The sequence below is a fragment of the Paenibacillus thermotolerans genome, from assembly GCF_028745515.1.
In the GTDB taxonomy this organism is placed as follows: Bacteria; Bacillota; Bacilli; order Paenibacillales; family YIM-B00363; genus Paenibacillus_AE; species Paenibacillus_AE thermotolerans.
In genome coordinates this window covers 199,412-206,548 of record NZ_JAQZSG010000004.1, presented here as the reverse complement: position 1 = coordinate 206,548, position 7,137 = coordinate 199,412, and the positions used below count along the sequence as shown (strand labels likewise).

The following is a 7,137-nucleotide window of genomic DNA, read 5'->3' as shown; positions in this document are numbered from 1 at the left end:
CAGGAATTACATCTTATCACGTTTCAACGAACCGCGCAACCTGTAGTATTTACCATCAAGGTCACCGCTATTCATTTTTCATGACTTCGATTGTCCTGCATTTCGTTGCCGTCGCTTAATCGCGGCGACAAGAATAGAGTCTATCACACGGACTATTGCGATGCAAGCGGAATTTTCATCCAAATATTATAACAGAACCGCTTTACCGCTCTCGCGGCTTTCATTCGCCGCCTCGATAAACCGGATGATCGCTAACGTTTCTTCCCGGTCGATCGGGCTTCTTCCCGATGCAAACATATGCATAATGCGTTCAAGCATACTGGCATAATACGGTTTGGACCGCGAATACACATCCACGTGCTTGGTAAGCTTCCGGCTGTGAATCGCTCCTCCGAACGTCTGGTTCCCCAGCCGGTTGCCCCGAACCGTGCCGATTCGGCCGTTCTCCCATTCGCCTACGACCAGTTCATGGTCTGTATTTGCAAACGCGGTGACCTGCCTGCAGTTCTTCCCCATAATGGCAACCAGCATTTCGACGGAATGAATTCCGTACCAATACAGAGCAGGATGCGTCCGCTCCAAAGACATAGGTCCATACGTATCGGCGCCGATAATGTGCTCCCCCGCCATCTCCTGTAAACATTCTTCCAAAGCAACGGAATAACGAAGCGCCGAACAGCTCATGAGCGGAAAGCGATATTGTTCGGCAAGCGCGAACATGTATGCCGCTTCATCGCTTCGAACGGTAAACGGTTTATCTACAAAAACAGGCTTCCCGAACGGCGCGACCTTCTTTAGCAAATCATAATGAACGCGTCCGTCGACGCTCGTAATGAACAAGGCGTCGCAAGCTTGAGCAACCTCTTCGGGCGCATCCATGATCTTAACGCCGTATTGATCTTTAAGCTCCGAGGTAAAGCCGTCCACACGCTGATAACTGGCTTCCAAATCGGCGGAACCGCCCGGGTAACCTGCGACAATCGTTCCGCCGGCTACATGATAAGGATCCTCAGGATCGTTAAGCAGTTTCGTAAAAGCGACGACATGCGACGTATCTAATCCGATCAAACCCAGCTTCAATTTCTGGTCCATAATGCAACCTCCCGCCTCCCGGTAAAATAATCAAATACGTTAAATGTGCCGCATTCTAGTTGGTCTTCTTCTTCAGTTTATATACGAACTTGTAAGCAAATAACCGCAGCCGGACTTTATGAGCTCAGCTGCGGTGTAATGTTTATTATAAAGCGATTCCAACCTGCCGAAGCATGCTTCGGAACAACGACGGCGGTTCGGCCGTGAAGGTTCTGTCTTCCGGCAATACGATCTTGTACGCATGAAGCAGCTGATGGTTTACATCCTTCACCGCCCGGCCTCCGTACTTGATATCGCCGAGCAGCGGGTGACCGATGCTTTGGAAATGCGTCCGGATTTGGTGCGTGCGTCCGCTGACCAGTTCCACTTCCACAAGCGTGTAGCCTTGCCCGTGCCGAAGCGCGCGGTATTTCGTCACAGCGGACTTCCCTACAACGTCCTCCGCGCTTTCCGCGACGACAATCGTTCGGTTGCTCCCTTCCTCACGTACGAGGGAACCGGAGATCGTCCCGTCCCCCGACAGCTTGCCTTGTACGATCGTGATGTAATATTTCTGCAGTTCGTGCTTTTGGATCCATTGGTTCAACCGGTGCAGCATGCCCGCCGTTTTTCCGACCAGCACCAGACCGCTTGTGTTGCGATCCAGCCGGTTTGCCGTCGCCGGCAAAAACAGCTGGCTGTCAAGCCGGCCATTCTTGTATAAATACGCGTGTACCCGATTGATTAACGTATCCCTCTGCTCGCTTTGGTCCGGATGGGTCAGCAAGCCGACCGGTTTATTGACAACCAACAGCTCGTCGTCTTCAAAAACAACGTCTATGTCGCTGCGTATTCCGGCAAACTTCACCTTCTTTTCCGCTCCGGCCGATTGCTTGAACGCTTCTTCTTCGATATAGATTGTCAGTTCGTCCCCGGCGGTCATTTCGTAATTTTGCTTCTTTCGTTTGCCGTTAACCTTTACTTTGCCTTGTTCGATCATTTTGTATATTTGTCCCAACGGATAGTTCGGCATTAGGTTCCGTATGTACCGGTGCAGTCTTTTGCCGCTTTCCGAAGGGGTAACCGTGCGGGTAATCATAACCGGAAGCACTCCCAGCGCAATGTTTATGTAGATGCTCCCATGATACCATGAGACGGCCGTCAATATCCAAGCTCGATTGACACTTGATTGGGCGGCGCTTCCCCCCGCTCGATCCTTTCGAGCGTCTCCAGCAAACAGCGGGCCGCATCCGCGGGTTCGGTAATCGCCGAAATATGGGGAGTGACGATAACCCGCTCGTGCTCCCAATACGGAGAAGATGGCGGCAGCGGCTCCTGAGGGAACACGTCGAGCACAGCTATAGTGACTTTTCCGCTGTTCAAAGCGGCGATCAGCGCATCGTCAACTACGGAGCTGCCCCTTCCGACATTGATGAACCCGGCCCCTCTCATGCTGCCGAACCGCTTTTCATCGAAGAAATGAATGGTTTCGGAGGTCAAGGGCAGCGTATTGATGACCCAATCGGCTTCTTCCAATAGGCGACCGCTATTCTCGGGGGTAACCACCTCCCGAAACGGCGCTTTATCCGCGCCGGATCTCGAAACCCCGCGGCATTCCATTCCGAAACAGGCTGCCGTCTCCGCCACCTTCGTACCGATGGATCCCGTACCGAAAATAACGGCCTTTCGGTTACGCAGCGATTCGGGAATAACGGCAGACGACCACAGCTTCTCTTTCGAATGGCGTTCATAATACGAATGCCGCTGCGAGTGGCGGAGCATATAGCTCATGCAGTAAGCCGCAATCTTTTCGCCGAACGTAATGTCGGTCCTTGTTAGAACGACATCGGTACCCCAATCGTTTCCCTGTAAAAAGCCGTCCACACCCGCTCCAAGTGCATGAACCCACTTTAAACGATGCGGAATAAATACCGGCGAAGGCCGAAAACCGACGAAGGCGTCCGCCCAATCGAAGTCGTCCTCCGTAAGGTCGCCCTCAGCTTTATACCGAAACCGCTGCGGGATGTGCTCCGGAATATGTTTCCTCAATTCATCGTAAAGCCTGCCGGTAACGATAATATTCGATATTTCCATATGACTGTACACCCCTCGAAGCATTGCAAAAAAAGATCCCCGTTACGAAGAACGGGGACTGTTCGACAACCATTCCGCTTAACGAACCTTTGACCACGCGTTGCGGAGCTCCAACAGCCGGCTGGCCGCACCGCATGCGGCACCAAGCAGAGCGCCTGCGGCAACCTCCTGCGGCAAATGTCCGAGCTGCTCCTTCAGCGCCTCGGCGCGTCTTGCATGATACACGCCCGGGTGCCGGTCGGCAAGCTTTTCCATCTGAGCGTCCAGTTCGTTCAGCTCAACGGCCATTTCTCCGGCATGCCGCCGGATGCCCATTGCATCATACATAACGATAAGTCCGAAAATGGTGCTGACGGCAAAATCGATGGCCGATACGCCTTTCTTCAACGCAATATACGTTGCCAGAGCCGATACGCCTGCCGAATGCGAGCTAGGCATTCCGCCCGTCTGGAAAAGCGCCGACCAGTTCCATTTTCCGGTTTGGAGAAACCGGATCGGAACCTTCAAGCCTTGCGCCAAGGCGATACTGCCAAGACCGGTAAATACCGCTCTGTTCATTGCGATCACCCCAGTCTTAGCATGGTTCTAAGCTTGGGTAAATATTCGATCCCGATCGGCCGGTACGTTATTCCGCCGACAAATCCAGCCAGCGTTTTTCTTCCTCGGTGAGCGTCAGCTGAGCGCCTTCGTAGCTGGAATGCAGCTCCTCAATGTTGGCGGGACCGATGAGCGCGCACGTCGGGAACGATTGATTTAGGACATAGGCGAGCGCAATTTGCACCGTGGACATGCCTTTCTTTTCTCCGAGCTCCTTGGCGCGTCTTAACCGTTCCCAATTTCCTTCATTATAAAAGACTCTTACTATGTCGCTGTTATCCCTTACGTCCGGAGTGAAGCGCCCGGAGAAAAATCCGCGCCCCTGCGAAGACCATGATAGCAATGGCAGCCCGGTTTTCTCGTGCCAGCGGATCCCTTCGTCGTCGATGGAAACACAGCCGGCCCAATACGGCTCATTCACTCTGCCGAGGCTTAAATTCGGGCTGCTGAAGGAGAACCCTACAAGTCCGTGGGAAGCGGCGTAATCGTTAGCCTCCTGTATGCGCTCGGGCGTCCAATTCGAACAGCCGATTGCCAGCGTGCGGCCTTTCTCGATTTGTTCGTTGAGCGCTTCGATAATCGGTCCGACCGGAACGTCGGGATTATCCCGGTGGAGAGCGTACATATCAACATAATCCAAAGCAAGCCTATCCAGACTGACCTGAATATCCCGATCGATCGCCTCCCGCGTCACGCGCGGGCCGGAATTGCCGTGAGGATGCGCCCCCTTGGTCCAAACGTTGATCGAGTCTCTGTTTCCGCGCTCCTTCAGCCACTGGCCGAGCGCCTTTTCGCTTTCCCCTCCGCTGTAAATTTCCGCGGTATCGAACGTATTCCCCCCGAGCTTCACGAACTCGTCCATGATCGGTGCGATTTTATCAAGAATTTCCGGTCGGAAATAGTCCGTTCCTAAGATAAGCTGGGACACTCCGCGCTGTAAGCCGGCAATTTCAATATATCTCATTGGGCAATCCTCCTATAATGTAACTCGAATGCGCTCTCTTGCCGACAGCAAGCACGCATCGATCACACGCATATTTGCAACCGCATCGCCAGGGCCGAACCGCTGCTTCTTTCCTTCGAGGGCGCTTTCGGCAAACGCATCGGCCTGAAGCGTATATGTATTGAGCTGCGGCATCTCTTCCTCGCGCCGCTGCCCTCCCGCGGTAACGTAAAAATTCGGGTTGCCGACAAACGCGGACGGCAGCTCGATACGGCCGTCGGAGCCGACAATTTCAAACGTGTTGCGCGATGCGGCCCACATTGCGCAATCGAACGTAAGCGGCACGGAATTCGGGAACTCGATCAATCCGGAGGCCATCATATCGACATCGTCATGCTCAGGCGAAAAGAACGCTTGGCATGTTACACCCTCAGGTTCGGCGCCGAGAATGAGCCGTGCCGCGCTGATCGGATAACAGCCGATGTCGTAAACACTGCCGCCGCCCCAATCTTTTCGGTAGCGGACATTCGTTTTGTCCCCGGCGTTGTTAAAAGTAAAGGTTCCGTGAAGGCCGCGCACCGCTCCGATTTCTCCGGAATCGATAATTTCTTTGATTCGGTCCCATCTCGGGTGATATCGGTACATGAACGCTTCGGCTAAAACAACGCCCGCTTTCTCGCAAGCCTCCGCCATTTCCGCCGCTTCCCGCTGATCCAACGCAATCGGTTTTTCGCAAAGCACATGCTTGCCTGCCTGCGCCGCGCGGATTGTCCATTCCTTGTGCAGATGATTCGGCAGCGGAATGTACACCGCATCGATCGAATCGTCCTCCAGAAGCTGCTCATAGCTGCCGTACGACTGCGGAATGTTAAGCCGTTCCGCAGTTTCCTTCGCTTTGTCGTAATCCCGGCTCGCAATGGCCGCGACTACGCCGCTTTTCGACTGTTGGATTCCCGGGATAACGGAACCTTGCGCGATGCGCGCGCAGCCGAGTATACCCCATCGCAATTGACGTTGTTCGGACAACCCCTCATCTCCTCCCCTATGTAAAGCCTTTCACTATTATATGAAATAACGCTTTCAATTTCGACGTATTTTACAATTATTTTGGAAACGATATAAAAAATTGAAACATAAGCGAGGTATGTAACGTGAAACCGGAAGATTGGGAGCAGCGCATCAAGCAATTGTCCGCTAAGTTCGAAACCGTCGAGGATATGAATCCTTTAATCGAAGCCGCTTCTTCAGCGCCGTACGTCCTGCTCGGGGAGGCTTCGCACGGCACGTCCGAGTTTTATACGATTCGGGCCGAGCTTTCGAAGCGGCTGATCGTAAATTACGGGTACCGTTTTATTGCCGTTGAAGGCGATTGGCCGACGTGCTTTGAAGTGAACCGCTATGTCAAAAACGCGAAAGGGGCGGCCGCTTCGGCGGACGAAGCGCTTCGGGCGTTTCGGCGCTGGCCGGAATGGATGTGGGCGAACGAAGAAATTCGGAGCTTTATCGAGTGGCTCAGGGAATATAACGACAGCCTGCCCCCCGGCGCCGTGAAGGTCGGTTTTTACGGCATCGACGTCTATTCGTTATGGGAATCGCTCGATGAGATAATCGCCTATTTGGAGAGGACCGGCTCAAAGCAGCTGGAAACGGCGCGGAAGGCGTTCGCTTGCTTCGATGCCTATGACCGCGACGAACAATCTTATGCCGTATCCGCAGGGCTGTTCGACGAAGGCTGCGAAGACGAAGTCGTGAAGCTGCTGGCCAAGCTTCGGAAGGAAAAGTTTACTGCCGGCGATCGACGCGGCATGAACGAAGAAGAACGGTTATCCGCGGAAATCAATGCGTTGGTCGGGGTTAATGCGGAGCATTATTACCGCATCATGGTCAAAAGCGACGCAAATTCGTGGAACGTTCGGGATCGGCATATGACGGAAGCGCTTGAGCATGTTGCGGCATTTTACGGGCAAGGAGCCAAAGGAATCGTTTGGGAGCACAATACGCATATAGGCGATGCGAGGGCGACGGACATGGCCTCCGAGGGTATGGTCAATGTCGGGCAGCTGCTGCGGGAGAAGCACGGCAAAGATCAAGTGTACGCAGTCGGCTTCGGTACGAATCATGGGACGGTCATCGCCGGAGACGCCTGGGGAACGCCCTATCGGGAGATGACGGTACCGCACGCCGTTTCCGGGAGCTGGGAAGCGCTCCTCCATCGGACCGGCGCCGAAAATAAATATATGCTGCTGGATGAGACGGATCCGACGCTGAACGACCCGATCGGCCATCGTGCGATCGGAGTCGTTTACCACCCTCGCTACGAACGGCGCGGAAACTACGTTCCGACCGTCATTCCGAAGCGGTATGACGCATTCGTATATGTCGACGAATCCAATGCGTTGAAACCGCTGGCGCTGCACCCTGTTCATTCATGA

7 protein-coding genes are annotated in these 7,137 nt (G+C 53.9%); 1 reads left to right on the top strand and 6 read right to left on the bottom strand.

Translation table 11 applies throughout. The features are described 5' to 3' along the window. Nucleotides 1-186 precede the first annotated feature (186 nt). From PT964_RS05880 to PT964_RS05855, 6 genes are all read right to left on the bottom strand, one after another. Complete coding sequence (locus tag PT964_RS05880) at nt 187-1,092, bottom strand: Gfo/Idh/MocA family protein (RefSeq protein ID WP_274362397.1); 906 nt, start codon at nt 1,090-1,092, stop codon at nt 187-189. 145 nt (nt 1,093-1,237) lie between these two features. Beyond that, the gene (locus PT964_RS05875; protein ID WP_274362396.1) at nt 1,238-2,170 is read right to left on the bottom strand and encodes an RluA family pseudouridine synthase; all 933 of its coding nucleotides are present in this window, start codon (nt 2,168-2,170) and stop codon (nt 1,238-1,240) included. Nucleotides 2,171-2,232: 62 nt separating this feature from the next. Beyond that, complete coding sequence (locus PT964_RS05870; RefSeq protein ID WP_274362395.1) at nt 2,233-3,165, bottom strand: D-2-hydroxyacid dehydrogenase; 933 nt, start codon at nt 3,163-3,165, stop codon at nt 2,233-2,235. Nucleotides 3,166-3,243: 78 nt separating this feature from the next. After that, nucleotides 3,244-3,723 carry a divergent PAP2 family protein gene (locus PT964_RS05865; protein ID WP_274362394.1) on the bottom strand — a complete coding sequence of 160 codons (480 nt, stop codon included), beginning with the start codon at nt 3,721-3,723 and terminating at the stop codon, nt 3,244-3,246. Between the two features lie 67 nt (nt 3,724-3,790). Next, nucleotides 3,791-4,726, bottom strand: a complete 936-nt coding sequence (locus tag PT964_RS05860) for an aldo/keto reductase (RefSeq protein WP_274362393.1) — start codon at nt 4,724-4,726, stop codon at nt 3,791-3,793. A 12-nt stretch (nt 4,727-4,738) separates the two neighbouring features. Beyond that, nucleotides 4,739-5,731, bottom strand: coding sequence for a Gfo/Idh/MocA family protein (locus PT964_RS05855; RefSeq protein WP_274362392.1), 993 nt, complete (start codon nt 5,729-5,731; stop codon nt 4,739-4,741). 191 nt (nt 5,732-5,922) lie between these two features. On the opposite strand from PT964_RS05855, the gene PT964_RS05850 reads away from it, so the two are divergent. Then, nucleotides 5,923-7,137, top strand: a complete 1,215-nt coding sequence (locus tag PT964_RS05850; protein WP_425262681.1) for an erythromycin esterase family protein — start codon at nt 5,923-5,925, stop codon at nt 7,135-7,137.

What these genes read in the sequence shown, in the direction of transcription:
- PT964_RS05880 (WP_274362397.1), bottom strand. Translation starts at nt 1,092, where the DNA reads ATGGACCAGAAATTGAAGCTGGGTTTGATCGGATTAGATACGTCGCAT.
- PT964_RS05875 (WP_274362396.1), bottom strand. Translation starts at nt 2,170, where the DNA reads ATGATTACCCGCACGGTTACCCCTTCGGAAAGCGGCAAAAGACTGCAC.
- PT964_RS05870 (WP_274362395.1), bottom strand. Translation starts at nt 3,165, where the DNA reads ATGGAAATATCGAATATTATCGTTACCGGCAGGCTTTACGATGAATTG.
- PT964_RS05865 (WP_274362394.1), bottom strand. Translation starts at nt 3,723, where the DNA reads ATGAACAGAGCGGTATTTACCGGTCTTGGCAGTATCGCCTTGGCGCAA.
- PT964_RS05860 (WP_274362393.1), bottom strand. Translation starts at nt 4,726, where the DNA reads ATGAGATATATTGAAATTGCCGGCTTACAGCGCGGAGTGTCCCAGCTT.
- PT964_RS05850 (WP_425262681.1), top strand. Translation starts at nt 5,923, where the DNA reads ATGAATCCTTTAATCGAAGCCGCTTCTTCAGCGCCGTACGTCCTGCTC.